The 24,671-nt window shown below is 62.1% G+C and carries 24 protein-coding genes; 6 read left to right on the top strand and 18 right to left on the bottom strand.

Annotated features, from left to right (window positions below; all coding sequences use genetic code 11):
• Positions 1-211 precede the first annotated feature (211 nt).
• Positions 212-1,114, top strand: coding sequence for a DMT family transporter (locus tag BM045_RS15900; RefSeq protein ID WP_139198819.1), 903 nt, complete (start codon positions 212-214; stop codon positions 1,112-1,114).
• Here BM045_RS15900 and ntrC read toward each other — a convergent pair.
• From ntrC to dusB, 3 genes are read right to left on the bottom strand one after another with little or no spacing between them, the layout of a single operon-like run.
• Positions 1,111-2,556, bottom strand: a complete 1,446-nt coding sequence (gene ntrC / locus BM045_RS15895) for a nitrogen regulation protein NR(I) (protein WP_092185011.1) — start codon at positions 2,554-2,556, stop codon at positions 1,111-1,113. The genes BM045_RS15900 and ntrC overlap by 4 nt on opposite strands.
• The gene (locus tag BM045_RS15890) at positions 2,553-3,698 is read right to left on the bottom strand and encodes a two-component system sensor histidine kinase NtrB (protein ID WP_092185009.1); all 1,146 of its coding nucleotides are present in this window, start codon (positions 3,696-3,698) and stop codon (positions 2,553-2,555) included. Before BM045_RS15890 ends, ntrC begins: the two co-directional genes overlap by 4 nt.
• The gene (dusB, locus tag BM045_RS15885) at positions 3,695-4,696 is read right to left on the bottom strand and encodes a tRNA dihydrouridine synthase DusB (RefSeq protein WP_092185007.1); all 1,002 of its coding nucleotides are present in this window, start codon (positions 4,694-4,696) and stop codon (positions 3,695-3,697) included. Before dusB ends, BM045_RS15890 begins: the two co-directional genes overlap by 4 nt.
• Positions 4,697-4,874: 178 nt before the next feature.
• Here dusB and BM045_RS15880 point away from each other — a divergent pair, with 178 nt between their 5' ends.
• Complete coding sequence (locus BM045_RS15880) at positions 4,875-6,053, top strand: bifunctional 2-C-methyl-D-erythritol 4-phosphate cytidylyltransferase/2-C-methyl-D-erythritol 2,4-cyclodiphosphate synthase (RefSeq protein ID WP_092185005.1); 1,179 nt, start codon at positions 4,875-4,877, stop codon at positions 6,051-6,053.
• Positions 6,053-6,559, top strand: a complete 507-nt coding sequence (locus BM045_RS15875; RefSeq protein WP_092185003.1) for a CinA family protein — start codon at positions 6,053-6,055, stop codon at positions 6,557-6,559. Before BM045_RS15880 ends, BM045_RS15875 begins: the two co-directional genes overlap by 1 nt.
• Here BM045_RS15875 and BM045_RS15870 read toward each other — a convergent pair.
• The 14 genes from BM045_RS15870 to BM045_RS15805 form a co-directional block, all read right to left on the bottom strand.
• Positions 6,556-6,999, bottom strand: coding sequence for a type II toxin-antitoxin system RatA family toxin (locus BM045_RS15870; RefSeq protein WP_092185001.1), 444 nt, complete (start codon positions 6,997-6,999; stop codon positions 6,556-6,558). The two genes, BM045_RS15875 and BM045_RS15870, sit on opposite strands and share 4 nt — an antisense overlap.
• Positions 6,999-7,952: a lipoyl synthase gene (gene lipA, locus BM045_RS15865; RefSeq protein ID WP_092184999.1), complete on the bottom strand. Its 954-nt coding sequence runs from the start codon at positions 7,950-7,952 to the stop codon at positions 6,999-7,001. Before lipA ends, BM045_RS15870 begins: the two co-directional genes overlap by 1 nt.
• Positions 7,953-8,039: 87 nt before the next feature.
• Positions 8,040-9,080, bottom strand: a complete 1,041-nt coding sequence (locus tag BM045_RS15860; protein WP_092184997.1) for a Gfo/Idh/MocA family protein — start codon at positions 9,078-9,080, stop codon at positions 8,040-8,042.
• A gap of 49 nt (positions 9,081-9,129) precedes the next feature.
• Positions 9,130-10,569 (bottom strand): dihydrolipoyl dehydrogenase, encoded by a 1,440-nt coding sequence (lpdA, locus tag BM045_RS15855; protein WP_092184996.1) that lies wholly within the window; start codon positions 10,567-10,569, stop codon positions 9,130-9,132.
• Between the two features lie 31 nt (positions 10,570-10,600).
• Positions 10,601-11,248 carry an SGNH/GDSL hydrolase family protein gene (locus BM045_RS15850; RefSeq protein ID WP_092184994.1) on the bottom strand — a complete coding sequence of 216 codons (648 nt, stop codon included), beginning with the start codon at positions 11,246-11,248 and terminating at the stop codon, positions 10,601-10,603.
• A gap of 10 nt (positions 11,249-11,258) precedes the next feature.
• A complete protein-coding gene (locus BM045_RS15845) occupies positions 11,259-12,614 on the bottom strand; it encodes a pyruvate dehydrogenase complex dihydrolipoamide acetyltransferase (protein ID WP_092184992.1) in 1,356 nt (451 codons plus the stop codon).
• An 11-nt stretch (positions 12,615-12,625) separates the two neighbouring features.
• Entirely contained in the window at positions 12,626-14,014 is a 1,389-nt protein-coding gene (locus BM045_RS15840; protein ID WP_092184990.1) for a pyruvate dehydrogenase complex E1 component subunit beta, read from the bottom strand.
• 1 nt (position 14,015) lies between these two features.
• Complete coding sequence (locus BM045_RS15835; protein WP_092184988.1) at positions 14,016-14,369, bottom strand: hypothetical protein; 354 nt, start codon at positions 14,367-14,369, stop codon at positions 14,016-14,018.
• A gap of 8 nt (positions 14,370-14,377) precedes the next feature.
• Positions 14,378-15,397 (bottom strand): pyruvate dehydrogenase (acetyl-transferring) E1 component subunit alpha, encoded by a 1,020-nt coding sequence (pdhA, locus tag BM045_RS15830; RefSeq protein WP_092185217.1) that lies wholly within the window; start codon positions 15,395-15,397, stop codon positions 14,378-14,380.
• Between the two features lie 116 nt (positions 15,398-15,513).
• Positions 15,514-15,912, bottom strand: a complete 399-nt coding sequence (locus tag BM045_RS15825; protein ID WP_092184987.1) for an FtsB family cell division protein — start codon at positions 15,910-15,912, stop codon at positions 15,514-15,516.
• A gap of 79 nt (positions 15,913-15,991) precedes the next feature.
• The gene (locus tag BM045_RS18970) at positions 15,992-16,153 is read right to left on the bottom strand and encodes a hypothetical protein (protein WP_170848543.1); all 162 of its coding nucleotides are present in this window, start codon (positions 16,151-16,153) and stop codon (positions 15,992-15,994) included.
• 149 nt (positions 16,154-16,302) lie between these two features.
• A complete protein-coding gene (locus tag BM045_RS15815; RefSeq protein WP_092184983.1) occupies positions 16,303-16,593 on the bottom strand; it encodes a Dabb family protein in 291 nt (96 codons plus the stop codon).
• Positions 16,590-18,875 (bottom strand): NADP-dependent malic enzyme, encoded by a 2,286-nt coding sequence (locus BM045_RS15810; RefSeq protein WP_092184981.1) that lies wholly within the window; start codon positions 18,873-18,875, stop codon positions 16,590-16,592. Before BM045_RS15810 ends, BM045_RS15815 begins: the two co-directional genes overlap by 4 nt.
• Before the next feature lie 124 nt (positions 18,876-18,999).
• A complete protein-coding gene (locus BM045_RS15805; protein WP_092184979.1) occupies positions 19,000-20,601 on the bottom strand; it encodes an EAL domain-containing protein in 1,602 nt (533 codons plus the stop codon).
• 212 nt (positions 20,602-20,813) lie between these two features.
• On the opposite strand from BM045_RS15805, the gene BM045_RS15800 reads away from it, so the two are divergent.
• Complete coding sequence (locus tag BM045_RS15800) at positions 20,814-21,071, top strand: LuxR C-terminal-related transcriptional regulator (protein ID WP_092184977.1); 258 nt, start codon at positions 20,814-20,816, stop codon at positions 21,069-21,071.
• Positions 21,072-21,136: 65 nt separating this feature from the next.
• Here the strand turns inward: BM045_RS15800 and aspS are convergent, their stop codons facing one another.
• Positions 21,137-22,927, bottom strand: a complete 1,791-nt coding sequence (aspS, locus tag BM045_RS15795) for an aspartate--tRNA ligase (RefSeq protein ID WP_092184975.1) — start codon at positions 22,925-22,927, stop codon at positions 21,137-21,139.
• A gap of 200 nt (positions 22,928-23,127) precedes the next feature.
• Here aspS and rnd point away from each other — a divergent pair, with 200 nt between their 5' ends.
• Together rnd and BM045_RS15785 are read left to right on the top strand one after the other, a co-directional pair.
• The gene (rnd, locus tag BM045_RS15790; RefSeq protein ID WP_092184973.1) at positions 23,128-24,297 is read left to right on the top strand and encodes a ribonuclease D; all 1,170 of its coding nucleotides are present in this window, start codon (positions 23,128-23,130) and stop codon (positions 24,295-24,297) included.
• A gap of 71 nt (positions 24,298-24,368) precedes the next feature.
• Positions 24,369-24,647, top strand: coding sequence for a nucleotidyltransferase family protein (locus BM045_RS15785; RefSeq protein ID WP_170848542.1), 279 nt, complete (start codon positions 24,369-24,371; stop codon positions 24,645-24,647).
• Positions 24,648-24,671 lie beyond the last annotated feature (24 nt).

Raw genomic sequence — 24,671 nt, 5'->3', positions numbered from 1 at the left:
CCCAATTCCGCCGACCCTTCAAGATAAATGTTGCCAAAATGTGACACTCATTCGCGCAGAGAAAACGCTCCGGTGGAGCGTTTTCCGCGTATGAGGCCTGGAGAGCTATGCTCGCAGGGCCCAGACGACCCGCAAATCCGATCTCCTCCTCCCTAGACAATCCCTAAGCCAAAGAGCACATCACCGGCCAACATTATCCAGAGTCTCCGCCGTGACAGCCCCTGCCCCCGCCCGTGTCGAAACCGCTAGCCTGCTTGGCATGGCCATGGGCATTGGTGCCTATTCGCTGTTCAATGTGCATGACGCGATGATCAAGGGCATCATCACCAGCCTGCCCGCACCGCAGATCCTTTTCGTGCGCGGCCTGGTGGTCATCGCCATCTGCCTGGTGATTGGCCGGGCCGGCATCGTCACCGAGCTGTGGCGATCGAAGAACCGCATGATGATTCTGGGTCGCGGGTTGATGACCCTGGCGGCCTGGGTGATGTATTACACCGCCGGCCGGGAGCTGCAGCTCGCCGAGATGACGACACTCTACTATGTTGCGCCGGTGTTGACGACGGTTCTCGCGGTGATCTTCCTCAAGGAACAGCTGACCCTGGCGCGGGTCGGTGCGACGGCCATCGGCTTCTTCGGCATTGTCGTGGCGGCCAATCCCAGCGGCTTCAGCATTGGCTGGCCGGTGGTGATGGTCTTGGGCGCGGCACTGTTCTGGGCCGTGGCGATGATCCTGATGCGCACGATCTCCAAAAGCGACCGCACGGTGGTGCAGGTGTTTGCGCAGAACCTGATCCATGTCGTGGTAATGGGCGTGGTGACGTTGCCGTTCTGGCAGGGCATGACCCTGCATCAGATCATCATCTGCGTGGCCGCCGGCCTGGTTGGCGGCATGGCGCAATTCGTGCTGGTCGAAGCGGCCCGGTCAGTGCCCGCCAGCGTTCTGGGCACGGTGGAATATGCCGCCCTGATCTGGAGCTTTGTCTTCGGCTATCTGTTCTTCGGCGAAGTGCCGGCACCGACGGTTTATGTCGGTGCCTTCCTCGTCGTGGCCGCCGGCCTGACGCTCGCCTTGAGCGAACATCGCAACCGGCGGGAAATTACCGACGTCCCCTAGTTCCGCCGGCTGTGCTTGACGATCTCGATGCTATGCGTGCGGATCTTTTTGCGCAGCGTATTGCGGTTGAGCCCGAGCAGGTCGGCCGCCTTGATCTGGTTGCCGCCGCAGGCGTTGAGCGCCATGGCGATCAGCGGGGCTTCCACGCGATCAATGACGCGCTGATAGAGGCCGGCGGGCGGCAGGTTGGGCTCATATTCGCGCAACAGCTGTCCGACATGGGTTTCAACCGCCATGGAGACATCCATCGGCCCGGCAGCGCCCGGCGTTGATGGCCGTTCGGCGATGTTGAGTTCGTTCTGGACGATCTCGGCCGAAATGCTTTCGTCGGCATAGAGCGCCGACAGGCGGCGGACGAGGTTTTCCAGCTCGCGGACATTGCCCGGCCAGGAATAATTCTGCATCAGCCGGATGGCTTCGGGCGAAATGGTCTTGATCGGCTCGCCTTCGCGCTGCGCGACGCGCAGGAAATGGGTCGCCAAATCGCCGACGTCGTCGACACGCTCGCGCAGCGGCGGCAGGCGGATCGGCACGACGTTGAGGCGGTAGTAGAGATCCTCGCGGAACAGGCCCTGGCGGATCATCTGGCTGAGGTCGCGATGAGTGGCGGCCACGATACGGACATTGGTCTTGATCGAGGAGCGACCGCCGACCATGGTATATTCGCCCTCCTGCAGCACGCGCAGCAGGCGGGTCTGGGCATCCATCGGCATATCGCCGATTTCGTCGAGGAACAGCGTGCCGCCCTCGGCCTGCTCGAAGCGGCCGGAGGAGCGGGTGTTGGCGCCGGTGAAGGCGCCCTTCTCATGGCCGAACAGTTCGGCCTCGATCAGGTCACGGGGAATGGCGGCCATGTTGATGGCGACGAAGGGACCGTTACGACGCTTGCCGAAGTCGTGCAGCGCGCGGGCGACCAATTCCTTGCCTGTGCCGCTCTCGCCGGTGATCATCACCGTGAGGTCGGTCTGCATCAGCCGCGCGAGGGCGCGGTAGATGTCCTGCATGGCGGTGGAACGGCCGACCAGCGGCATGGTCTCGCCCGGTTCGTCGGCCTTGCGCTCGGCATTGGTGGGCTTTTTGGCATCGGCCAGGGCGCGGGCGACAACCGAGAGGACTTCGGTGATGTCGAAGGGTTTAGGCAGATATTCGTAAGCGCCGACTTCCGAGGCGCGAATGGCGGTCATGAAGGTGTTTTGCGCCGACATGACGATCATCGGCAGGTCGGGGCGCAGCTTCTTGATCTTGGGCATCACCTCGAAGGCATTGCCGTCGGGCATGGCCACGTCGGTGATCAGGATATCGCCTTCGCCGCGGCTGACCCAGTTCCACATGGTGGAAATATTGCCGGTGGGACGCACTTCATAGCCGGCGCGGGTCAGCGCCTGGTTGAGCACCATGCGGATTGCGGCGTCGTCATCGGCGAGCAGGACAACATGGCTCATTTTGCCACTTCCTCTTCAATTGGTGCCTGGAATGCCCCACTCGCGACGGGGAGAAGGATGCGGAATTTGGTGCGGCCGGGGCGGCTCTCGCAGTCGATGACGCCGCCATGATCGCCGACGATCTTGGCTACCAGCGCCAGGCCAAGGCCAGAGCCATTGGTCTTGGTAGTGACGAAGGGATCGAAGAGGAAAGGCAGGATATCGGGCGGCACGCCGGGACCATTGTCCTCGATGACGATTTCGAGCGGCAGCGAGATGCGCTCGGAGACGCCCATGACGGCAATGCGGATGCCGGGGCGGAAGGCCGTGGAGAATTTGATTTCGGGTTTTTGAGTCCGCTCAAGGGCTTCCGAGGCGTTCTTCACCAGGTTTAGGAAGACCTGGATCAACTGGTCACGGTTGCCGAAGACCGGCGGCAGCGAGGGATCGTATTCTTCCGAGAAGGCGATGCCGCGTGCGACGCCATTGCGGGCCAGGAGTTTCACCCGGTCAAGCACCACGTGGATGTTGATCGGCTCGCGCTCCATCGGGCGCTCGTCGCCGAACACTTCGACGCGATCGATCAGATGGACGATGCGGTCGGTCTCTTCGCGGATCAGCCGGGCGAGCGGGATTTCGTCGCTGCTGACGGTCTGTTCCAATAGCTGGGCCGCGCCGCGGATGCCGGAGAGCGGGTTCTTGATCTCGTGGGCCAGCATGGAGGCGAGGCCGGTCACCGAGCGGGCGGCGCCGCGCGACACCATCTGGCGGTCGATCTTGTCGGCCATGGTGCGCTCCTGGATGAGGAGAGCGACGCGGCCGTCATTATCGGATAGCGGGCTGGCAAAAACGTCGGCAATGCGCTCGTCGCCGAAGCGCGAGGAGCCAACGCGGACACGATATTCGGTCATCGGGGCGCGGCGGGCAGCGACGGTTTCGACTAGGCCGATGATAGGCGAGCCGAAGGCGATGAGGTCGTCCAGGCGCTGGCGGGTGAGTACGCTCAGCGATGCGCCGAAAAAGGCTTCGGCAGCATAGTTGACGAAGGTGATCTGGCGATCTTCAGCACAGACGATGATGGGTTGCGGCAGGGCCTGCAGCACGGCGGTCGACGGAACGGATTCGATCATGGATGAGGGTGACGCAGCCTCGATTGCACTCATGCGGCCGCCCTTTGTTCGTTGCTGAAGATGGCCTCGATCTGACGCAGGACGTCAGCGGGCGCTTCATTGTTGAGGAAGGCGTTGCGGGCCGGCTTGTCGAGCACGATGCCGGCCGCCTCGGTGTACCAATCGAGATGCTTGCGTGCGGCGCGCAGGCCAACCTGCACGCCATATTCGACCAGCATGTCTTCGTAATGCTCGGCGACCAGTGCGGCCAGCGCAGCGCCCTGTAGTGCCTCGGGGGCGGCCTGACCAGACAGCCCTGCCCCGATCTGCGCCACAGCCCATGGACGGCCCTGCGCGCCGCGGCCCAGCATGACCGCTGCGGCTCCGGAAAGCCTCAGGGCTTCGCGGGCGCTGGCCAGGTCGATGATGTCGCCATTGACCACTACGGGCACGTTGACGGCTTCCACAACAGCACGGACCAGTTCCCAGCGGGCGGTGCCCTTGTAGAACTGCTGGCGGGTGCGGCCATGCACGGTGATCATCTGCACACCTGCATCGACGGCACGGCGCGCCATGTCGGCGGCATTGAGGCTATCATCGTCCCAGCCGAGACGCATCTTGACGGTGACGGGGAGCGGCGTGGCTGAGACCACTGCGTCAATCAGCGTCATGGCATGATCGGGAACGCGCATCAGGGCCGAGCCGGAAAAGCCATTGGTGACGCGCTTGGCGGGGCAGCCGAAATTGATGTCGATGATGTCGGCGCCGGCGTCCTGCGCCATCTTGGCGCCGCGGGTCATCCATTCGGCTTCGCAGCCGGCCAGTTGCACCATATGCGGCAGCGTGCCTGGCTTGCCGAGTTTTCTGGCCATGTCCTGATTGCCGACGGCCAAGGCGTTGCTGGCGATCATTTCAGACACTACCATGCCGGCGCCAAAACGCTCTGCCAGCTTGCGCATCGGGCGATCGGTGATTCCGGCCATCGGTGCCAGAAAAGCATTGTTGCGAACCGCGTGGTTGCCGATGCTCAACTTGCAGGCACTGTCAGACACAAACTGCCCCAGAAATGGTCATTTTTGAAATATTGCCCGCACAATAGTCAAAACCATGGCCTGCGCAACACCTTAAATGCCCAAACCGCGGGGGCGGCAGCCCTGCACTTGCCGCATGACAGAGCGAGCGCTAGACCACGAGCCTGTGACGGTTTCAAGTCGAGAGTGCCCGGTTTCCATGCGTCAGAAGTCTATTGCAGTCATCATCGTTGCCGCAGGCAAGGGCGAACGCGCCGGGGGAGATCCCAAGCAGTATCAGTTGGTTGGCGGTCAGCCGGTGCTGGCGCGGACCGTGGAGAGCTTTCTGGCATTGCCATATGTGACCTCGGTGACGGTGGTGATCCATCCGGAGCATGAGGCGCGTTATGCGGCGCTGAACCTTGCAGATGAACGGATTCTGAACGCCGTTACCGGCGGCGTTTCGCGCCAGGCGTCGGTGCTGGAGGGGCTCAAAGCCCTGGCACCATCGCGGCCCGACCTGGTGCTCATTCAGGATGCGGCGCGACCATTCGCAACGCCGGAGGTGATCGGCGACGTGGTGGCGGTGTTGGAGCAGTATGATGGCGCCCTGCCCACCCTGCCCGTCACCGATACAATCAAGCGGGCGCTGGATGGCCGGCAGGTGGCGACCACCGAGGACCGGAGCCAGCTGTTTGCTGCGCAGACGCCGCAGGGCTTTCGCTTCGGACAGATCTTTTCGGCGCATATGCGCGCCTCGACCATTCGCCGCCAGTTCACCGACGACGCCGAGATCGCCGAATGGGCCGGCCTGCGCGTTGCCATGGTGATGGGCGACCGCGACAATATCAAGATTACCCATCCCGAGGATTTTGCCCGGGCCGAACGCATTCTTGCTGGAGACAATGCCATGGAAACCCGCGTCGGAACCGGCTTTGACGTCCATCCCTTCGAACCCGGCGATGCCGTGTGGCTGGGTGGGGTCAAAATCGCCCATGACAAGAAGCTCAAGGGGCATTCGGATGCCGACGTGGCGCTGCATGCGCTGACCGATGCCATCCTGGGCGCGATTGGCGAAGGCGACATCGGCGTGCACTTCCCGCCATCAGACATGCAGTGGAAGGGAGCGGCCTCGACGGTGTTCCTCGCCCATGCCGGAAAACTTGTTCTTGAAGCCGGCGGGCGGATCGTCAATCTGGACGTGACAATTGTTTGCGAAGCGCCGAGGATCGCTGCGCATGTTCCCGCCATGCGGGACGTCATCGGAACAGTTCTGGGAATCGCGACATCCAGAATCGCGGTCAAGGCAACCACAAGCGAGCAACTCGGGTTTACCGGGCGAGAGGAAGGCATCGTGGCCATGGCCAGCGCCAGTGTCGAGATGCCAAGGGGGGATTAATGGCAGGCAAGACGGCAAATCAGCCCGATCCGGGCAAACAGATCGTCGACCTTCTGACCGAGAAGAAGCAGACCATCGTTACGGCGGAAAGCTGCACCGGCGGCATGATCGCCGCGGCGCTGACCGATATTCCGGGCGCCTCGGCGGCGGTCTACGGTGGCTATGTCACCTATGCCAATACCGCCAAGTCGCGGATGATCCATGTGCAGGCCCGGCTAATCCGCGATTATGGCGCGGTCAGCAATCAGGTGGCCCGGGCGATGGCCGATGGCGCGCGCAATACCGCCCATGCCGACTATGCCGTGGCGGTGACCGGTATCGCCGGGCCGGATGGCGGCAGCGAGAAGAAGCCGGTCGGGCTGGTCTATATTGCCGTATCGTCGGAACTCGCGACCGTGGTCATCGAACATCGCTTTGGCGATCTGGGCCGCGACGGCATTCGCAAGGCCGGCGTCGCTGCTGCGCTGGATCTCGTGCTGCAGGTGCTGAGCGGCGTCGAGGGCTAGTCCCCGAGCCGCATGTCAGCCTCGTCGGCGAAGGCGCGCATGATCTCTTCCTGCTTCGCCGCGAAGGCCGGTTCGGCCACGGCGGCGATGAAGGGGTTGGAGATCTTGAAGTCGATCTCGAACTTGACGCGCGTGCCCATGCCTTCGGGCTCGAAGCTCCAGACGCTATCGAGATAGGCAAAGGGCCCGTCGACGGCCTTGGCCTTGATGGTCAGCGCCTGATGGTCGAGGGTGACGCGGCTGGTATAGGCCTGGGTGATCGGGCCGAAGAACAGCGTCATCTTGGCCAGCCACACGTCGGCATCGCCGGCGGCGGGGTCCTTGCGGAGCTCCATCGCCTTGCAATTGGGAATGAAGCGCGGATAGTCGCCGAGATCGGCAACGATCTCGAACATGCGCTGCGGCAGGTGCGGCACGTGCCGCTCGAAGAAGCGCTTCATCAGTGACCCATCTTGGCCATGCGGGCCGCCTTGAGGCGGGCGAAATCTTCGCCGGCATGGTGGGAGGAACGGGTCAGCGGGCTGGAGGAGACCAGACCAAAACCCTTTGCCGTGGCGACCGTGGCATAGGACTTGAACTCGTCCGGGGTCACGAAGCGCTGCAGCGGATAGTGCTTCTTGGTCGGCTGCAGATACTGGCCGATGGTCAGGAAATCAACGTCGGCCGAGCGCAGGTCATCCATCAACTGCAGCACTTCGTTCCGCTCTTCGCCAAGGCCGACCATGATGCCGGACTTGGTGAACATGGTGGGGTCGAGTTCCTTGACCTTCTGAAGCAGACGGATCGAGTGGAAGTAGCGCGCGCCGGGACGGACCTTGAGATATTTCGACGGCACGGTCTCTAGATTGTGGTTGAAGACGTCGGGCTTGGCGGCCACGACGATTTCGAGCGCGCCTTCCTTGCGCAGGAAGTCCGGCGTCAGGATTTCGATGGTCGTCTTGGGCGTCGCGGCGCGGATGGCGAGGATCACATTGGCAAAGTGCTGGGCACCGCCATCGGCGAGATCGTCACGGTCAACCGAGGTGATGACGACGTGTTCGAGACCGAGCTTCTGCACGGCCAAAGCGACCTTTTCCGGCTCGCTGGCATCCAGCGGCCCGGGCATGCCAGTGCGGACGTTGCAGAAAGCGCAGGCGCGGGTGCAGATCTCGCCCATGATCATCATGGTGGCGTGCTTTTTGGACCAGCATTCCCCGATATTGGGGCAGCCAGCCTCTTCGCAGACCGTCACCAGACCATGCTCGCGCACGATCTGCTGGGTTTCCTTGTAGATCGGGGATCCCGGCGCCTTGACGCGGATCCAGTCCGGCTTGCGCAGCACCACGCTGTCGGGCCGATTGGCCTTTTCCGGGTGGCGCGGCTTCAGCGCCGAATTATCAATGAGCGTAACCAATTTTGGTCCTGACTGGGCAGTGTGCCCGTTATATCGCTCCCGAAGGGTGCCAGTTCAACCCGGCCTTTTTGCTTAGCTTCTGGTCTCTTACTGCATGATCTCGGCGATCTCGACCCAGTCGCCGCCGCGCGAGGCCGACATGATCGTCGCCTGCACCAATGCGAGAGAGTGGAGATTATCCTCGCCGGAGCTGAAGCGGGCTGGAATGGAGCCGGTCTCGATTACCTTGGCGACGGCGCCCAGGGTACCGGTGCGGTCGGCCAGATCGATGGCCGGAAGTTCGACGGGCACGAGGTCATGATCGCGTTCGCGAAGGCTGAGCTTGTCGGGACCGGCCTTGCCCATGAAATGGTCGCGCGAGCTCCAGATGATTTCGCCTTCCGAACAATCCATGGTCCATTCGCCGGCCCAGGGCGTTACCGGGCCGGAGCTCATCCAGGAGCCGCGGTAGGAGACGATAGTGCCTTTTTCGAATTCCAGCGTTGCCACGCCGATCGGGTGATGGCCGAAGGGGCTGGCGGCGGGATTCCAGGTGCGGCAGGAGACGCGCTTGGGTTCGTCACCCAGTACCATGCGCATCAGGTCGAAATGGTGGATCGACATATCGGCCAGCAGCGGGTCCGGCATGTCCCAATAGCGGTAGCCCTGGCTCGGTGCATGGCGGCGGAATTCGATGGACACCAGGTTCACCGGGCCGAACTTCTGCGCGCCGATCAGTTCGGCGGCGGCGATCGGCGCCGGCTGGAAGCGGTAGTTCTGCGACACCATCAGCACGCGGCCATTGGCGCGGGCCAGCTCCACCAGTTCCTTGGCCTGGGCAATGGTCGAGGCGAAGGGCTTTTCGACGATGACGTTGAGCCCGAGCTCAAGGCAGCGTTTGACGACTGGATAGTGCGCCTCGGTGCGCAGGGTGCAGATGGCGAGGTCGGCCTCGACGCCCTTGACCGCCTCTTCGAGACTGGTGAAGCAACGCTTCTCGTCGATCCCGAGCTCGTCCTGCACCCGCTTGATGGCATCCGGATTGCTATCCACATAGCCCACCATGTGAATGTTGGGAACTTTGGGGATAACTTCCTTGGTCCAGCTGAATCCCCAGTGTCCGAGCCCGACCTGAATCGCTTTGACCATGTGGATAACTCCTTGAGAACCTGTGGACAGCCTGTGGAAAAGCCGCGCCCTAGATGTTCAGCGCGCGACCATAGGCATCGAGAACGCTTTCCTTCATGGATTCGCTCAACGTCGGATGCGGGAAGATGGTGTGGATCAGCTCTTCCTCGGTGGTTTCGAGGTTCATGGCGATGACGAAGCCCTGGATCAGTTCGGTGACTTCGGCACCCACCATGTGGGCGCCGAGCAGCTCGCCGGTCTTGGCATCGAAAATGGTCTTCACCAAGCCATCGGGCTCGCCCAGCGCAATCGCCTTGCCATTGCCGACGAAGGGGAAGCGGCCAACCTTGATCTCGCGACCAGCTTCCTTGGCCTTGGCTTCGGTGAGGCCAACGCTGGCCACTTGGGGCTCACAATAGGTGCAGCCAGGGACCTTGGACTTGTCGAGGCCATGCACCTTGAGGCCGGCGATCTTTTCCACGGTGATGACGGCTTCATGCTCCGCCTTGTGGGCCAGCATGGGCGGGCCGGCAACGTCGCCGATGGCCCAGATGCCGTCGACATTGGTCTTGCCATAGCCATCGATGACGATGGCGCCGCGCTCGGTCTTGACGCCGACCGTCTCGAGCCCGAGGCCTTCGATATTGCACATGACGCCGACAGCCGAGATCAGCTTCTCGCCGGAAATTTGCTGCTTACTGCCGTCCTTGAGCTCGACATGGGCGGTGACGCCCGACGCGGTCTTTTCGACCTTGGCGACCTTGGCATCGGTCAGGATCTTGATGCCGCGCTTTTCAAGCCGCTTGCGGGCAAGCCCCGCGACCTCGGCATCCTCCACCGGCATGATCTGCGGCAGCAGTTCGATGATGGTCACTTCAGCGCCCATCGAACGATAGAAGGAGGCAAACTCGACGCCGATGGCGCCCGAGCCCATGACGACCAGCGACTTGGGCATGGCGGCCGGCTTCATGGCCTCGAAATAGGTCCAGATCTTGTCGCCATCGGGCTCGATGCCGGGCAGCACGCGCGGGCGGGCGCCGGTGGCGATAATGATATTTTTTGCTTTGTAGGTGCCCTCGCCCAGCGGGTTCTTCGGCACCGGGCCCTGCGGCTGCACGATAGCCTTCTTGGTGGGCGCGACCTTGACTTCACCTGGCTTGGTGATGACGGCCTCGCCCCAGATGATATCGACCTTGTTCTTCTTCATCAGGAACTGCACGCCATTGTTCATCTGCGCCGCAATGGCGCGCGAACGCTTGACGATGCCGTCCATGTCGAAACCGAACTTTTCGGCGGTCAGGCCATAGTCCTTGGCATGGCCCATGTGGCCGTAGATTTCGGCCGAGCGCAGCAGCGCCTTGGTCGGGATACAGCCCCAGTTGGAGCAGATGCCGGCCATATGCTCGCGCTCGATAATGCCCACCTTCATGCCGAGCTGCGCACCGCGAATGGCGGCCACATAGCCGCCGGGACCGGCGCCGATGACGAGAAGATCGTATTGGTCAGCCATTTGGGCCTCCAGAAAGTCTGAGTATCCCGGCCTAGAGGCCGAGCAGGGATTTGACGACCGGGACCAGGCCCGTGCCGATGGCGCGGGTATTGGCAGGGTCGAGATGGACGCCATCGAGCGGGTCCGCATGGGCCACGTCGGCGGCGTCATAGAATTCGGCGCCATATTCTTGGGCGCGAGTGCGATAATAGCCGGCCATCAGCTTTGACTCGGCAATGGCCGCGTCGCCACCGAAGTGCAGGCCCATTTCGGCGTGTCTGGTCGGCACCAGATGCGGCGGGCTGACGATCAGGAGTTTCGGGGTCACTTCGCCAGGATTGACAAAATGACCGCGCACCACCTGGATCAGCTTGCGAATGCCATAGGAGGCGGTAATCGCCCGGCCATGAATGGCCGGCTTCAGATCATTGGACCCCAGCATGACGATGACGAGGTCGAGCGGCTTGTGGCTGTCGAGCAGCACCGGCAGGATGCGGGCGCCATTGCGATCCGAGCTGGCCGAACCATCGTCGAAGGCCGTGGTGCGACCGCCGAGACCCTCGGCGATCACCCGCACATTGTCGCCCAGCCCCTGTTCCAGCACGCTGGGCCAGCGGTTCTCATAGGCATGGCGCAGCCCGTCCGGCCGCGGATTGGCGCCGTAGGTCAGGCTGTCGCCATAGGCGAGAATGGTTTTCATGCCCCTGCCCCTAGGCCAGCATCATCACCGGGTTTTCGATCAGGCCCTTGAACACGCCGAGCAGTTCGGCGCCCAGGGCACCATCGACGGCGCGGTGATCGCAGGACAGCGTCACGGTCATGAAATTGGCGATCTTGACCTGACCGGCTTCGGCATAGACGCGCTCTTCGCCGGCGCCGACCGCGAGGATCGTGCCATGCGGCGGGTTGATCACGGCTGAGAAGGTCTTGATGCCGAACATGCCGAGGTTGGACACCGACGAGGCGCCGCCCTGGTACTCGTGCGGGGCGAGCTTCTTGGACTTGGCGCGACCGGCCAGATCCTTGACCTCTTCGGAGATTTCGCGAAGCGTCTTGGTATCGGCGCTCTTGACCACGGGGGTGAAGAGGCCGCCGGGCACGGCCACGGCAACCGCGACGTCCGAGCGCTTGTGGTAGAGGATCGAGTCGCCGGCCCAGGTGGCATTGGCCATGGGGACACGCTGCAGCGCGACGGCCCAGGCCTTCATGACGAAGTCATTGACAGAGAGCTTGAAGGCCGGCTTGCCGTCCTTGGATTTGGGTGCGCCGGCATTGATCTGCTCGCGGGCGGCGAGCAGCGCATCGATCTTGCAATCGAGCGACAGATAGAAATGCGGAACGGTCTGCTTGCTCTCGGTGAGGCGCGCGGCCACGACCTTGCGCATGCCATCGTTGGGGATCAGCTCGTAGGAGCCTTCGGGATAGAGCGCCAGAACCTGGGCCTTGGTCATGCCCACGGGTGCAGCGCCGCCGGCGGCCGGGGCCGATGCAGATGTGCTTGCCGCCTTGAGTGGCGTCTTGCCAGACTTGGCGGCTTCGACGTCGGACTTGACGACGCGACCCTTAGGGCCGGTGCCGGAAATGGCTGAAATATCGATCGCCGCTTCCTTGGCCAGGCGTCGGGCCAGCGGCGAGGCGAAGACCTTGCCGCCGTCGGACTTGGCCGGCGCGGCAGCGGGTGCGCTGGAGCCGGTATTGGAATTGGTTGCGACGGGCGCTGGTGCAGCCGCAGGCTTGGGCGCCTCGGTCTTGGGGGCTTCAGCGGCAGCCGGAGCGGGCTTTGGGGCTTCAGCCTTGGGCGCAGGCGCTGCGTCGGCGCTTTCGCCATCCTGCAGCAGCACGGCTATGACAGCGTTGACCTTCACATTCTCGGTGCCTTCGGCCACGAGAATCTTACCGATCTTGCCCTCGTCCACGGCTTCCACTTCCATGGTGGCCTTGTCGGTCTCGATTTCGGCGATCACGTCACCGGAAGAGACGGTATCGCCCTCCTTGACGTGCCACTTGGCAAGCTTGCCCTCTTCCATCGTCGGAGAGAGCGCCGGCATGGTGATATCGATTGGCATCCCGGTTCTCCTTACGAGCGGTAGGTCACGGCATTGACGGCCGCGATCACTTCATCGACGTTCGGCAGCGCCAGCTTTTCGAGGTTGGCGGCATAGGGCATGGGCACGTCCTTGCCGGTGACGCGGATCACGGGCGCATCGAGATAGTCGAAGGCCTGTTCCATGACGCGGGCCGAGATTTCGGCGCCGATGCCGTTCTGCGGCCAGCCTTCTTCGACGGTCACCAGACGACCGGTCTTCTTGACCGATTCGATGACGGTATCGCTGTCGAGCGGGCGCAGGGTGCGCAGGTCGATCAGTTCCACGTCGACGCCGGCGGCAACCAGCTTCTCGGTCGCCTGGGTGGCGTAGCGCATGCCCATGGAGAAGGAGACGATGGTGACGTCCTTGCCCTTGCGGGCAATGCGGGCCTTGCCGATCGGCAGCACGAAATCGTCGACCTTGGGCACGAGGCCGGTGGAACCATAGAGAATTTCGTTCTCGAGGAAGACGACGGGGTTGGGCGAACGGATCGCTGCTTTGAGCAGGCCCTTGGCGTCGGCGGCGCTATAAGGCGCGATGACGGTGAGGCCGGGGACAGAGCTGTACCAGGCCGAATAGTCCTGCGAATGCTGGGCACCGACGCGGGCCGCCGCGCCGTTGGGGCCGCGGAACACCATCGGCGCCTTGACCTGGCCGCCGGACATATAGAGCTGCTTGGCGGCCGAGTTGATGATCTGGTCGATTGCCTGCATGGCGAAGTTCCAGGTCATGAATTCGACGATCGGCTTGAGGCCGGCAAAGGCCGCGCCGACGGCCAGACCGGCAAAGCCGTGCTCGGTGATCGGGGTATCGATAATGCGCTGGGGGCCGAACTCCTGCAGCAGGTTCTGGGTGATCTTGTAGGCACCCTGATATTCGGCGACTTCCTCGCCCATAACGAAAACGTCGGGGTCGCGGCGCAGCTCTTCGGCCATGGCTTCGTTCAGGGCCTGGCGGACGGTCATTTCGACCATTTCGACGCCTTCGGGCAGGTCGGGGTCACTGTCGGCGACAAATTTCGGGGCGGCCGGCACGGCAGCCTGCGACGGCGCGGCTTCCGCAGCCTTCTCCGCCGGCACAACCGGCGCTTCGGATGGCTCTGGAGCCGTCTTGGCGACCGGTGCGGCCTCGGCGGTTTCGCCTTCGGCCAGGATCAGCGCGATCGGGGTGTTGACCAGGACGCCTTCGGTGCCTTCGGCAACCAGCAGTTCCTTGACCACGCCGGCATCGATCGACTCGACTTCCATGGTGGCCTTGTCGGTTTCGATCTCGGCCAGCACGTCGCCGGACGACACGGTGTCGCCGACCTTGACCAGCCACTTGCTCAGCTTGCCCTCTTCCATGGTGGGCGACAGCGCGGGCATCAGGATTTGGGGCATATCAGCTCTCCAGGATTTTTGGTGCGCCGGGCATGGTGGCCACGCGGCGAAGGTCAGAATTGAAAGCGGTGTCGGTCGAGCCGCCGGCCTGGTTCACCGTCCAGCCGCTGAGCACGAGGCCCAGCACCAGGAAGACGAGAAAGGCGATGACGGCGCGCTTGTAGATATTGAGCGGCTGGGCGGCGGCCGGACCGGCCTTCTGCTCGAGCTGGCGGAATTTCCACCAGCCTAGAGGCATGAAACCGGCGAGATTCGCGCTGGCCGGGGCGACACGCACGATAGCAACGGCCTGCATGACCGCCACGACCAGCGTGAGCACCGCGAACAGCAGGATGACTCCGAGCAGAACGCTCATGGATCGCCTCAGGCGCTGATGGTGATGTCGGTCCAGAGCTCGGCAGCAGCGGGCTCTGGATCATTGGTGGCGAAATCAGCGGCCTCTGTGACGATAGCGCGGATGCCGTTTTCAATGGTCTTGAGGTCTTCCTCGGTCTGGAATCCGCTTTCGAGCAGACGCGCCTTGACCTGTTCGATCGGGTCGCGCTCCTGACGATATTGCGTCACTTCTTCCTTGGTCCGGTATTTTGCCGGATCGGACATGGAGTGGCCGCGATAGCGATAGGTCAGCATTTCGAGGATGAACGGACCCTTGCCGGAGCGGGCATGTTCGATAGCCCGCTTGGCGGCATCATGGACCATGCGGACATCCATGCCGTCGACCTGTTCGCCGGGAATGTTGAACGAGGCGCCGCGCATGGAGAAGTCGGTGGTGGCCGAAGCCCGCTCGATTGCGGTGCCCATGGCGTATTTGTTGTTTTCGATGACGAAAACCACCGGCAGGTTCCAGAGCTTGGCCATGTTGAAGGTCTCATAGACCTGGCCCTGGTTGGCGGCACCGTCGCCGAAATAGGCGAGCGAGACGGAGCCGTCGCCCTTGTACTTGGCAGCGAAAGCCAGGCCCGCGCCGAGCGAGACCTGGGCGCCGACGATACCATTGCCGCCATAGAAGCGATGCTCATTGCTGAACATATGCATCGAGCCGCCCTTGCCCTTGCTGAGGCCACCCGAGCGGCCGGTCAGTTCGGCCATGACACCCTTGGGGTCGAGACCCATGACCAGCATGTGGCCGTGGTCGCGATAGCCGGTGATCTGGGCGTCCTTGCCCTTTTCGCTGGCCATGGTGATACCGGTGACGACCGCTTCCTGGCCGATATAAAGATGGCAGAAGCCACCAATCAGACCCATGCCATACATCTGGCCGGCCTTTTCCTCGAAACGCCGGATCAGCAGCATTTCGCGGTAGGCCTCGAGGTCCTGTTCCTTGGTGAACTGGGGAATATTGGATTGCGTCTTGGCCTGAGTGGCCACAGCTTTACGCGCCATGAGAGAACGCTCCGCATCGGAATGGAATTGCCGCTTGGCCCGATCTGGCCACATATCGACATCATAGTGCAAGGCAATGGCGGAAAGCAATGCCCTTGGCAGGGTTCAATCCTAGTCTAAAGGATTGAATTTGCTTCGAGAAGTTGAGTTAACTGATCTGCGGGTAATTCTTCAAATTTACCGGAAAGCGGTTTACCGGACACCGGATCAATCATAACGATGACATCGTCGGCATTGGCCATGTTCAGCAGCGCCCGCGCCCGCTCGGTGACGATATCTGGATCGAGGCGACGGGTGTCCATCAGCGTGGCGCGATGGCGATAGACGTCGATTTCGGCCTGAAGCGCAGCTGACTTGCCCTTGAGCTGATCGATATCGAGCAGGATCTGGGTCTTGTTCTCGATGCCGAACTGGCCGCCGATGGCGGAAAAGCCCAAATAGCCCTGAAACCCCAGCAATGCCACGGTCAGCGCCAAAGGGCGCCAGATAGCAGGACGTTTGAGACGGGTGGGCATGGGCAAACCAAAACTGAACCTGCCCACTATGGCTGATCAGGGTTTAACGCGGGGTTGCCATGGACCCGATTTGCGGCAGCTAGCCGAAGACCAGGCGATAGGACAAAACGCCCACCCCGATGAACAGGACCCAGGAGAGGATCGCCAGCACGAGGATGGTCACGAGCCTGCGGCGTCTCAGCCAGTCGGTTCCGGCTCTTGGAAATCCCCAGGATTCGAGCCGTCTAAAAACGATCTCCATCTCGGTGCTTCTCGTTGTCTGGTCGTCGTCACCGCAGCTCATGAGCGCATATAACGAAGTGCGAGACAACCGGGCTACGGGTTCACACGTATGTCACCCCGCAGCGCAATCTTGAACGCGCTCAATAGGCTAGCGCGGTAACCATAGGCTCAAATCGGCGCGTAGTCGATCTCAAGGAAAGCCGCGACTTCGGGAATCCAGCGGGTCTGCACGAAGGCCACGTGATCGGGATGATCATTGTAGCCGGTGTAGGCGGCCTGGTCGGCGAACTCCATCGAGAAGCCGAAGCTATAGTCGTTCTTGGGACTGACCTGGCGCAGCTGCTCAAAGTTTTCGACGCCCGGAATCGATGCCAGCACCTTCGCGTCGCGGAGGAAGGTGCCCTCCTCCGCTGAGCCCTTGGCATGCTTGAGGGTGAAGACGACGGTGTGGCGGATCATGCTTCGGTTCCGATCGACTCAGTGGCGGCAATGGCGGCCATGTTGACGATGCCGCGGCTGGTGGTCGACGGCGCCAAGATATGGGCCGGCGATTTCGGCCCCATCAGGATGGGGCCAACCGACAAGGCGTTGTTCATCTCCTTGAGCAGCGTCATGGAGAGGTTTGCAGCGTCGAGATTGGGGAAGATCAAGAGGTTGGCTTCGCCAGTGAGAACGCTGTCGGGCACATAGCGTTCGCGCAGCTCCTGGCTGAGCGCCAGATCGCCCTGCATTTCGCCTTCGACGATCATGTCCGGGGCCACGGCCTTGAGCTTGTTATAGGCCTCGCGCATCTTGAAGGCGCTATCGCCGTCACGCGAGCCGAAGTTGGAATAGCTCAACAGTGCAACCCTGGCCTCGATATTGAAGCGCTTGAGGTGGTTACGGGCCTGCAGCGCGATGCCAACGATCTCGTCGGGCGTCGGGTCCGGGTTCACATAGGTGTCGGCGAGGAAAAAGGCGCCGCGCGGCATGATTAGCATGGAGAGGGCCGACGCATCGGCCACGCCATCCTGCAGGCCGATCACTGAGCGGATGTCGCGGACATGCTTGATGAAGCGCCCCTGGAGGCCGCAGATCAGCGCATCGGCTTCGCCGCGCTTGACCGCCAGCGCACCGATGACGGTGGTATTGGTACGAACCACCTGCCGGGCGGTGTCGGGGGTGACGCCGTCACGGCCGACCAGCGAATGGAACAGCGTGACATAGTCGCGATAGCGCGGATCGTCTTCGGGATTGATGATCTCGAAGTCCGTACCGGGGCGCAGGTTGAGGCCGAAGCGCTCGATGCGCTGCTCGATGACGGCCGGGCGGCCGATCAGGATCGGGCGGGCAATGCGCTCTTCGAGCAGCACCTGAGTGGCGCGCAACACGCGCTCGTCTTCGCCATCGGCAAAGGCGATGCGCTTGTTCTGGCCCTGGGCGCGATCGATGATCGGCTTCATCACGAGGCCCGAGCGGAAGACGAAGCGGTTCAGGCTGTCCTGATAGGCGTTCCAGTCGGTGATCGGCTTCTTGGCGACGCCGGATTCCATGGCGGCCCGCGCCACGGCGGGGGCAATGCGCAGAATCAGCCGCTGATCGAAGGGGTTGGGAATGATGTGGTCGGGACCGAACACCGCCGGGGCGCCGGAGGGCGAGACTTCAAGGCCCGGCTCATGCGCCAGCTTGGCGATGGCGCGAACGGCGGCCAGCTTCATCTCTTCGTTGATCGTGGTGGCACTGACGTCGAGCGCACCGCGGAAGATGAAGGGGAAGCAGAGGACGTTGTTGACCTGATTGGCATAGTCCGAGCGACCGGTGCAGATCATAGCATCGGGACGGGTCGCCTTGGCCAGTTCCGGCGTGATTTCCGGGTTCGGATTGGCCAGCGCCAGAATCAGCGGCTTGGGGGCCATCTTGAGCAGCATTTCGGGCTTCAGCGCACCGGCAGCCGACAGGCCGAGGAAGACGTCAGCACCATCGATGACCTCGGCCAAAGTGGTGGCTTCGGACTGGCGGCGATACTGGCCGCGCCACTTGTCGTTGACGTCATTGCGCTTGTGGGTGACGAGGCCATCCTTGTCGGCGACCCAGATATTTTCATGCTTGGCGCCCAAGGCGACCAGCACGTTGAGGCAGGCAATGGCGGCGGCCCCTGCCCCGGAGGCGCAGATTTTGACGTCCTCGATCTTTTTGCCTTTGAGCTCCAGCCCGTTGAGCACAGCGGCGCCGACAATGATGGCGGTGCCATGCTGGTCGTCATGGAACACCGGGATCGGCATGCGGGCGCGTAGGGTTTCCTCGATCTCGAAACAGTCTGGCGCGCGGATGTCTTCGAGATTGATGCCGCCAAAGGTCGGCCACAGCGGCGCCACGGCGTCGATGAATTTCTGCGGATCGGTTTCGTCGATCTCGAGATCGAAGACGTCAATGCCGGCGAACTTCTTGAAGAGGACTGCCTTGCCTTCCATCACCGGCTTACTGGCCAGCGCGCCGATATTGCCGAGGCCGAGCACGGCGGTGCCGTTAGAGATGACGGCGACAAGGTTCTGGCGCGAGGTGTATTTCGAGACCGAATCCGGGTTTTCGGCGATTTCCTCGCAAGGCGCGGCGACGCCCGGCGAATAGGCCAGCGCCAGATCGCGCTGGTTGCCGAGCGGCTTGGTCGGCTGGATTTCCAGCTTGCCGGGCTTGGGGAATTCATGGAAATGCAGCGCCGCTTCGCGCAGGGCCTTGCGCTGTTCGTTGACGTCGGTCGTCACAGAGTCCTCCTGGCCCGCATGCTGGTGCGGCTGGCTAAGTTTCTGGCAGCGTAGGTGCCATCAAACCACGCCAATGAAAAGTCTCTATGTCAGTGGTGCTGTACGACTAAAGTTGCGATCGGGCTTAGGCGGCGCTGGCGACGATGTTCTGGATGCGGCTGCGGGGCTCGTGGGTGGCGTGCAGCGCGGTTGCCAGATCGCGGAAGGCGCCGACCTTGAGTGCGGGGGCGAAGATATAGCCCTGGGCTTGAATGACGCCGCGAGCGCGCAGGTAAAGTGCCTGTTCTTCGGTCTCGACGCCCTCGGCGACGATCTCGCAATCAAGATCCTTGGCCATGGTGATGAGTCCATCGAGCACCGGCACCTGCGTGGTGCCCGGCTTGACCATATCGACGAAGACGCGGTCGATCTTGATAACGTCGCAGCCCAGGGTGCCGATATAGGCCAGGTTGGAATGGCCCGTGCCGGCGTCGTCGAGCGCCAGCTTGCAGCCGAGGGCATGCAGGCCGGCGATAACGGTCTGGGCGACTTGCGAATTGCCGAGTGGATGGCGCTCGGTGATTTCAAACACCAGCTGGCGGAAGCCGATCTTGGAATTGCCGAAGATCGCCTGGACGTCCTCGACGATACTGTCGTCGCGGAAATGGCCCTCGAACAGATTGATCGAGATTTTCATGTCCGGCATCATCTGGCTGAGATCGCCGAGGTCGAACTTGACCTGCTGCATCAGCGAGAGGGTCATGGGAATGGCAAGGCCGGTGACCTCGGCATAGTCGATGAAGGCGCCGGGCGGCACGACCTGGCCGTTCTTTTTCTCCCAGCGGCACAGCACCTCGCAGCCCATCAGCTCGCCTGTGCGCAGGTTGATCACTGGTTGGTAATAGGGCTTGATCTCGCCGCGAGCGATGGCGCGTTCGAGGTCGAAGGCCGGCACGCGCGAGCGGCGCACATAGTTCAACGACAGGATCAGGAAGGCCGCACTCATGATGCAGGCGATGACAGTAAAGCTGACGTCGAGGTCGGAATAGCTGGCGCGCGCCATGGCAAAGGGAATGGCATATTCGACCTTGAGCGGCAGCTCGCCGGCGAAACCCTGGGCGTAGATAAAGTCGGCAGCAGCATCGCGGCGCTCGAAGGCCGTGGTGTCGCCAATCGCCAGGACCGATGTGCCATTGGTCAGCTCGATCTGCATCATCGCCGCATTGGCAATGCCCTGCGCCAGCCCGCCCTGCGTCTGGCCGACCAGCGGCACAAAGGCCGAAACCCTACGCGTCTCGCCAAACGTCTGCGTGATCTTGAGCGCCGGCATGGGCATTTCGCCGAGCTTGACCACGGTTATGGTCTCGGTGTGGCCAGGAATCGGCAGGCTGGCCGAGAGCGGTGAATAGGTCACCGTGCGGCCGACCGCGTCGCAATATTGGACGCCGTCGGCATTTTCGACCAGCACCTGCTTGAGGTTGAGGCTCGACTCGATTTCGCGCTGCACATTGGCGACAAAGGTCGGTGTACAGAGGGACGGGCTTTCGGCGAGAATGCGCCGCAGCGAGGTGATGGCGTCATTCACACCGATTTCGATTTGTGAACTGACGGAGCGAACATATTGCTCGGTATTGATTTTCTCTCTCACGCGGACATAGCTGTCCAGCAGGTAATCCACGGCGACAATCGGCACGAACGCGAGAAGCGCACCGATCAGCGTCAGGATATGAGAGTATCTCGACTTCAAAACGCGAATCCGAAAAGAGCTTTTGACGTCTTATCGGTAGTGACCAGCATTTAACGGATCATTAACGCTGATTAACTGATTGCAAATGCCCCGCCGGCGGCACGCAAATCTGGGATAGCCTCTGCAGGATTTGCCCTCGTCAAAACTCAGTAGGTAAAACCGCCGATAGCCAAAGCACCTATCTAAGTTAGTCTTTAGGTCGAGGTGCAGCAATGGAAACAACGATCGTCCTAGAACACGAACTGACGCCGCGCGAGGAGGAAGTGCTTGGCCTTATCCTGGCTGGGAACACCAACAAACGAATTGGAGCGATACTGGGAATTTCCCCAAGAACCGTTGAAGTGCATCGCCTGCACATCATGGTGAAGTTTCACGCCGCCAATATTGTCGATCTTTGCATTCGCTGCCGCGACTGGGCTCCAAAGACCAGGGTCGTCAGCAAACAACTCGAAGCAGTCGGCGCGCGATAGTTGGCTGTGATCGCAAAACAAAAGGCGGCCCGTCGTGGGGCCGCCTTTTGTCGTCTTGTCGAAGGTTACTGCGCGACGTTGAGGCGGATGCTCAGCTCGCGCAGTTGCTTGGGAGCCGCCGGGCTTGGCGCACCCATCAGCAGGTCTTCGGCCTGCTGGTTCATCGGAAAGGCGGTGATCTCGCGCAGGTTTGCCACGCCGCAGATCAGCATCACAATGCGATCGACGCCGAAGGCTGCGCCGCCATGCGGCGGCGCGCCATACTGGAAGGCGCGATAGAGCCCGCCGAACTGTTCTTCGACCTCGTCGCGGCTCTTGCCGGTCAGCTCGAAGGCCTTGACCATGGTCTCGGGCAGCTGGTTACGGATCGAGCCCGAGGCGATTTCATAGCCATTGCAGACCGCATCATATTGATAGGCCTTGATGGTCAGCGGATCCTGGCTGTTGAGCGCATCGATGCCGCCCTGCGGCATGGAGAAGGGGTTATGCGCAAAGTCGACGCGCTTTTCCTCTTCGCTCCATTCGTAGAACGGGAAGTCGACGATCCAGCACAGGGCGAACTGTTCGGTGTCGATGACGCCGAGATCGGTACCAACCTTGGTGCGGGCTTCGCCGGCGAACTTGTAGAACTTGTTGGGCAGGCCGGCGACGAAGAACACCGCATCGCCATCCTCGAGGCCAAGCTCGGCCTTGAGCGCAGCCGTGCGTTCTTCGCCGATGTTCTTGGCGATCGGGCCGGAGCCCTGCCCTTCCTTGAAGAAGATATAGCCGAGACCGGGCTGGCCTTCGCCCTGGGCCCAGGCGTTCATGCGATCGCAGAAGGCGCGGCCGATCGGCTCGGCACCGGCCTTGTTCTTGGCCGGAATTGCCCAGACTTCCACCTTGGAGTCGGCTTCGATCTGGTTGGCGAACACCTTGAAGCCGGAACCGGTGAAGTGCTCGGTGACGGCCTGGATTTCGATTGGGTTGCGCAGGTCGGGCTTGTCGGAGCCATACTTGCGGATGGCCGTGTCATAGGGAATGCGCGGCCAATCCTTGGTGACGCGCTTGCCATCGGCAAACTGCTCGAAAATGTCGGTGATCACCGGGGTCATGGTGTTCCAGACGTCTTCCTGGGTGACGAAGCTCATTTCGAGGTCGAGCTGGTAAAATTCGCCCGGCAGGCGATCGGCGCGCGGGTCTTCGTCGCGGAAGCAGGGCGCGATCTGGAAGTAGCGGTCGAAACCGGCCACCATCAGCAGCTGCTTATACTGCTGCGGCGCCTGCGGCAGGGCAAAGAACTTGCCGGGATGAATGCGTGACGGCACGAGGAAGTCGCGCGCGCCCTCTGGCGAAGAGGCGGTCAGGATCGGCGTCGAATATTCGGCAAAGCCTTGCTCGGTCATGCCGGCGCGCATGGCGGCGATCACCTTGGTGCGCTTGACGATGTTGGCATGCAGCTTCTCGCGGCGCAGGTCGAGGAAGCGGTAACGCAGGCGCACGTCTTCGGGATAGTCCTGATCGCCGAACACCGGCAGCGGCAGTTCCTTGGCGGCCGAAAGCACTTCGATCTCGCGGATGAAGACTTCGATCGTGCCGGTCGGCAGGTTCGGGTTGACCACCGAGGCGTCGCGCAGCTTCACCTCGCCATCGATGCGGATCACCCATTCCGAGCGCACCTTTTCGGCAGCGGCAAAAGCGGGAGAATCGGGGTCAATGACGGCCTGGGTGACGCCGTAATGGTCGCGCAGATCGATGAACAGCAGGCCGCCATGGTCGCGAATACGATGCACCCAGCCACTGAGGCGGACGGTCTGGCCGGCTTCCTTGGCAGTGAGGGCCCCGCAGGTGTGCGAGCGGTAGCGATGTGTTGTCATGATCGAAACTCTAGGAAAAAGGCCGGAATCTAGGGCGGGAAAAGCGCATGGGAGCCGGTTCTTGTCAAGGTAAAGGGCACGTCGGCACGCGCCGCGGGCGTCTCCCGATAAGCTTGCTTGTCCACTCAACAAATCCGGTCTGGAGTGGACCCGCCTCACCTGCTAGGAAGAATATTGACGAATTTGAGACGGACGGCGGTATGGACCTCATAGTTTCCACAGATGTGCTCGCGGCGTTTTGCGAGCGCGCTGACAAGTTTGACTTTGTGACGGTGGATACCGAGTTCCTGCGCGAAACCACTTATTGGCCAAAGCTTTGCCTGGTTCAGGTGGCCACCGATGACGAGGCGGTGCTGATTGACCCGCTGGCGCCGGGGCTGGATCTTTCTTCCTTCTTTGCCCTCTTGGCCAATCCTAACATAACCAAGGTGTTCCACGCCGCCCGGCAGGATATCGAAATCTTCGTCAAGCTGACGGGCAAGGTGCCGGTCAATATCTTCGATACGCAGATTGCTGCCAGCGTTTGTGGTTTTGGCGACAGCGTCTCCTACGACAATCTGGTGCGCTCGATCACCAATGTGGAGCTCGACAAGTCGAGCCGCTTTACCGACTGGTCCGTTCGCCCCCTCACCGAAAAGCAGCTGCTTTACGCAGTGGCCGACGTGACGCATCTGCGCGACATCTATCGCGAACTGCGCAAGCAGGTGGACGCCACCAAGCGCTGGGACTGGGTAGAAGACGAGCTCGGCGTGCTGCGCAGCATCGATACCTATGTGGTGCAGCCCGAACAGGCGTGGGAACGCCTTAAGATGAAGATCAACCGCCCGCGCGATCTGGCGGCGCTCAAGAAGCTCGCTGCCTGGCGAGAGAAGCGCGCGCAGGATGGCGACCAGCCACGCAGCCGCGTGCTCAAGGACGATGTGCTGTTCGAACTGGCGCAGCAGCGACCGCTGACGCCGGATGCGTTTGAGAAGCTGCGCGCCGTGCCGCGTGGTTTCGGACGTAGTTCGGCCGCCGCCGAGATCATGGCCTTGCTCAGGGGCGTTGAAGAGATCGGCAAGGCCGACCTGCCGATCATGCCGGAGCGCTATCGAGGCCCGTCACCCAAGGGCGCCGTGGGTGACCTGATCCGAGTGCTGCTGAAGTCGGTGGCCGAGCAGCATGGGGTTGCCGCGCGGATTCTGGCGACCTCGGACGATATCGATGCGCTGGTGCTGGATGACGATGCCGACGTGCCGGCGCTCAAGGGCTGGCGTCGCAAGCTGTTCGGCGACAAGGCGCTGGACATCAAGCATGGTCGCATCGGCCTCGTCGCGACCCGTAAGGGCGTGGTGGAGATTTCGGTGAAGGACGCGACGCCGGCGGAATAGCCGGACGAATTGGCAATGTCACTTGCGGCTGCTATTCTTGTGGCATGCGAGACATTGGCCGCGAAGATCTTTTGAAGGAACTGGCCGCGCTTCAGCCGATACTGGAGCGTGATGGCGTTTTTCATATGCAGCTCTTCGGATCCCGTGCACGCGGTGATAACCGGGCGGATAGCGATGTCGATGTTCTGATCGACGTCGACCCAGATCGTAAGTTCTCGCTTTTTGATATGGCTGGCGTTTATGGCCATATCGAAGATCGCCTTGGACTTGAGTCCAGCGTGGTGGTGAGGCGCTATACGCCTGATGACTTCATTGACCGCATTCTTCTTGATGCCATTCCGGTGTTCTAGATGCGCTCATTGCAAGAGCGTCTG

Source organism: Devosia sp. YR412, from assembly GCF_900110945.1.
In the GTDB taxonomy this organism is placed as follows: domain Bacteria; phylum Pseudomonadota; class Alphaproteobacteria; order Rhizobiales; family Devosiaceae; genus Devosia.
This window is presented reverse-complemented; position numbering and strand designations above follow the sequence as displayed.

Excerpts from the sequence above, each read along its gene's own strand:
- BM045_RS15890 (WP_092185009.1), bottom strand. The coding sequence starts at position 3,698 with ATGAGTGCAATCGAGGCTGCGTCACCCTCATCCATGATCGAATCCGTT.
- ntrC (WP_092185011.1), bottom strand. The coding sequence starts at position 2,556 with ATGAGCCATGTTGTCCTGCTCGCCGATGACGACGCCGCAATCCGCATG.
- BM045_RS15875 (WP_092185003.1), top strand. The coding sequence starts at position 6,053 with ATGGCAGGCAAGACGGCAAATCAGCCCGATCCGGGCAAACAGATCGTC.
- BM045_RS18970 (WP_170848543.1), bottom strand. The coding sequence starts at position 16,153 with ATGGAGATCGTTTTTAGACGGCTCGAATCCTGGGGATTTCCAAGAGCC.
- BM045_RS15815 (WP_092184983.1), bottom strand. The coding sequence starts at position 16,593 with ATGATCCGCCACACCGTCGTCTTCACCCTCAAGCATGCCAAGGGCTCA.
- aspS (WP_092184975.1), bottom strand. The coding sequence starts at position 22,927 with ATGACAACACATCGCTACCGCTCGCACACCTGCGGGGCCCTCACTGCC.
- BM045_RS15860 (WP_092184997.1), bottom strand. The coding sequence starts at position 9,080 with ATGGTCAAAGCGATTCAGGTCGGGCTCGGACACTGGGGATTCAGCTGG.
- pdhA (WP_092185217.1), bottom strand. The coding sequence starts at position 15,397 with ATGGCGCGTAAAGCTGTGGCCACTCAGGCCAAGACGCAATCCAATATT.
- BM045_RS15800 (WP_092184977.1), top strand. The coding sequence starts at position 20,814 with ATGGAAACAACGATCGTCCTAGAACACGAACTGACGCCGCGCGAGGAG.
- lpdA (WP_092184996.1), bottom strand. The coding sequence starts at position 10,569 with ATGGCTGACCAATACGATCTTCTCGTCATCGGCGCCGGTCCCGGCGGC.
- BM045_RS15845 (WP_092184992.1), bottom strand. The coding sequence starts at position 12,614 with ATGCCAATCGATATCACCATGCCGGCGCTCTCTCCGACGATGGAAGAG.
- BM045_RS15880 (WP_092185005.1), top strand. The coding sequence starts at position 4,875 with ATGCGTCAGAAGTCTATTGCAGTCATCATCGTTGCCGCAGGCAAGGGC.
- rnd (WP_092184973.1), top strand. The coding sequence starts at position 23,128 with ATGGACCTCATAGTTTCCACAGATGTGCTCGCGGCGTTTTGCGAGCGC.
- BM045_RS15870 (WP_092185001.1), bottom strand. The coding sequence starts at position 6,999 with ATGAAGCGCTTCTTCGAGCGGCACGTGCCGCACCTGCCGCAGCGCATG.
- BM045_RS15825 (WP_092184987.1), bottom strand. The coding sequence starts at position 15,912 with ATGCCCACCCGTCTCAAACGTCCTGCTATCTGGCGCCCTTTGGCGCTG.
- BM045_RS15840 (WP_092184990.1), bottom strand. The coding sequence starts at position 14,014 with ATGCCCCAAATCCTGATGCCCGCGCTGTCGCCCACCATGGAAGAGGGC.
- BM045_RS15850 (WP_092184994.1), bottom strand. The coding sequence starts at position 11,248 with ATGAAAACCATTCTCGCCTATGGCGACAGCCTGACCTACGGCGCCAAT.
- BM045_RS15835 (WP_092184988.1), bottom strand. The coding sequence starts at position 14,369 with ATGAGCGTTCTGCTCGGAGTCATCCTGCTGTTCGCGGTGCTCACGCTG.